At 57.3% G+C, this 2,255-nt stretch carries 3 protein-coding genes; 2 read left to right on the top strand and 1 reads right to left on the bottom strand.

The features are described from left to right. Positions 1 to 73 precede the first annotated feature (73 nt). Positions 74 to 400, bottom strand: coding sequence for a DUF2025 family protein (locus F8N49_RS27320; RefSeq protein ID WP_151553277.1), 327 nt, complete (start codon positions 398 to 400; stop codon positions 74 to 76). A 220-nt stretch (positions 401 to 620) separates the two neighbouring features. Here F8N49_RS27320 and F8N49_RS27315 point away from each other — a divergent pair, with 220 nt between their 5' ends. Continuing rightward, entirely contained in the window at positions 621 to 1,748 is a 1,128-nt protein-coding gene (locus F8N49_RS27315) for a glycerophosphodiester phosphodiesterase (RefSeq protein WP_073472083.1), read from the top strand. Between the two features lie 156 nt (positions 1,749 to 1,904). Continuing rightward, a complete protein-coding gene (locus F8N49_RS27310; protein WP_030142484.1) occupies positions 1,905 to 2,210 on the top strand; it encodes a PepSY domain-containing protein in 306 nt (101 codons plus the stop codon). Positions 2,211 to 2,255 lie beyond the last annotated feature (45 nt).

Raw genomic sequence — 2,255 nt, 5'->3', positions numbered from 1 at the left:
ATCTGTGGCGTTCACACAATCCCTGTGGGAGCGAGCCTGCTCGCGAAGAGGCCCGCAACCCCACTGCAAAGCCTCAACCGCGCACCAGACTCCGCACCGCCACAATCTCCGGCACTTCAACCTTGCTCATATAAATCCGTAACGGTTCGGTGATGTTGATCCGGTCGTCGATGTGTTGATCGAGCAGCAACTGAATCAATTCGCGCTTGAGGGTCATGGTGGTGTCCGACGCCGTCGCCCAGACGAATTCACTGGCCGGGATGATGCCGTCGTCGGCCACGTCCATGCCGAACGAATCTTCGCTGAAGCGCACGATGTATTGGCCGGTCTTGCGGTTGAGGCCGACGAAGCCTTTGAGATCGTCGGCGGCCTGGCAGATGAGTTGGGAGGTGATGCGCATGGTAAACCTCACGAAAGATGATCGATGGTTTACACGCAGGGCAATGTAGCGGCGCGCCCTCTGCCGGGGCGTCTGCCGAGGGCAAGCGTACTGCAAACAGCGCCACAAAAGTGCAGGAAATTTCCGTTTTGCTCGGTTTATGTCGGTCTGGCGATAGCCCTGCGGCGCTTCAGTTGTTAAAAGGTACGTCTCGAAAAAAACCTGCGAAAGGAACTCGACCATGCCTGCCACTTTTACCCGAAGCGCTCTGGTGCTGAGTCTGTTGTTCGGCCTCGGTCAGGCGCATGCCGCCAGCCACCCGGAGCCCAAGGCAATCGCTGCTGCCCATGGCATTCCGCATCCGGCGGTGATCGCCCACCGTGGCGCGTCGTTCGATGCCCCGGAATCCACCGCTGCGGCCTACAAACTGGCCCGTGACCTCGGCGCCGATTACCTGGAAATGGATTTGCAGCGCAGCAAGGACGGCGTGCTCTTCGCCCTGCACGACGACAACCTGCAACGCACCACCGACGTCGCCAGCAAATTCCCCGAGCGCAAGGACAGCCCGGCCACCGCGTTCACCATGGCCGAACTGAAAACCCTTGATGCCGGCAGCTGGTTCAACAGCAAATATCCTGACCGCGCACGCCCGTCCTACGCCGGGCTGAAGATTCTTACCCTCGATGAAATCATCGACATCGCCCGCGCCAACCCGCAGCACAAGCCGGGCCTGTACATCGAAACCAAAGAGCCGCAGCTGTTTCCCGGCATCGAACATGACCTCAAGGAAAAACTCCAGGATCGCGGCTGGCTGAGCCCGGCCGGTTCGAAACTGGCGAAAAGTGCGCTCGGCGTCGGTCAGGGCAAAGGCAAGGTGATCCTGCAGACCTTCGACAAAAACAGCCTGCAATTGCTGGAAAAGGAAATGCCGCAAGTGCCGAAGATTCTGCTGTTGTGGGTCGGCGAAGGCAGCATCGAGCCTAAATCCGCCGTGACGTTTGCCGCGTCCGGCGAGAAAGACAAAAACGTTTTCTACGGCAAGCAGGAACCGAAGTCGGAAGCGGAATTCAAGCAATGGGTCGACTACGCCAAGGCCCAGGGCGCGATCGGCACCGGCCCTTCGGCGAAGCTGACTCATGGCGGTGATCAGAGCTATTCCGATCTGGTGCAACCGTGGATGAATCAGTACACCCACGATCAGGGCATGCTGGTGCATGTTTATACGGTCGACGAGGCGGTGGACTACGAGAAAGTCATGGCGGCGGGTGTCGACGGCATCTTTACCAACCGCACCAGTGAACTGTTGAAGTTTTACAAGCGTCCGGCTGTTGGCAGTGTTGATGAGGTTCTGAAGAAGAACGGTTTCTAAGTTGTTATCGAGTCGCCTGCTTCGCGAGCAGGCTCGCTCCCACAAAGAGCAGTTTTATCGCGAAGCAGAGATTTAAGGGTGAGTTAAGTTGCGCTGGTTAATCTGAACCCACTTACACAGATCAACCACTTCAACGCACTGCCAAGGAATGAACCGATGAAAACTTTGACTGCCCTGTTTACCGCCGCTGCCCTGACTCTCACCGCTGGCCTGGCTCAGGCCGATGTTCGCATCGACCAGATCCCGCAACTGGTCAAGGACGGCAAGATCAAGTCGCTGGAATCGATGAACGCCGAAGCACTGAAACTGCACCCGGGCGCAACGATTACCGACACCGACCTGGATAACCACTTCAATGGTTACGAGTACGAAGTTGAACTTAAGACTGCTGACGGCAAAGAGTTCGACGTGGACTTTGATGCCACCACCGGTAAAGTGCTGAGCAACAAGCAAGACACTTGATAGACCGCTGTTAAAGAGCCGCACGATGGAAAAATCGTGCGGCTT

This window comes from Pseudomonas sp. GXM4 (genome assembly GCF_008923895.1).
GTDB classification, from domain to species: domain Bacteria; phylum Pseudomonadota; class Gammaproteobacteria; order Pseudomonadales; family Pseudomonadaceae; genus Aquipseudomonas; species Aquipseudomonas atacamensis.
Note: the sequence above shows the minus strand (reverse complement) of the source record. Positions and strands in the feature narration are given on the sequence as shown.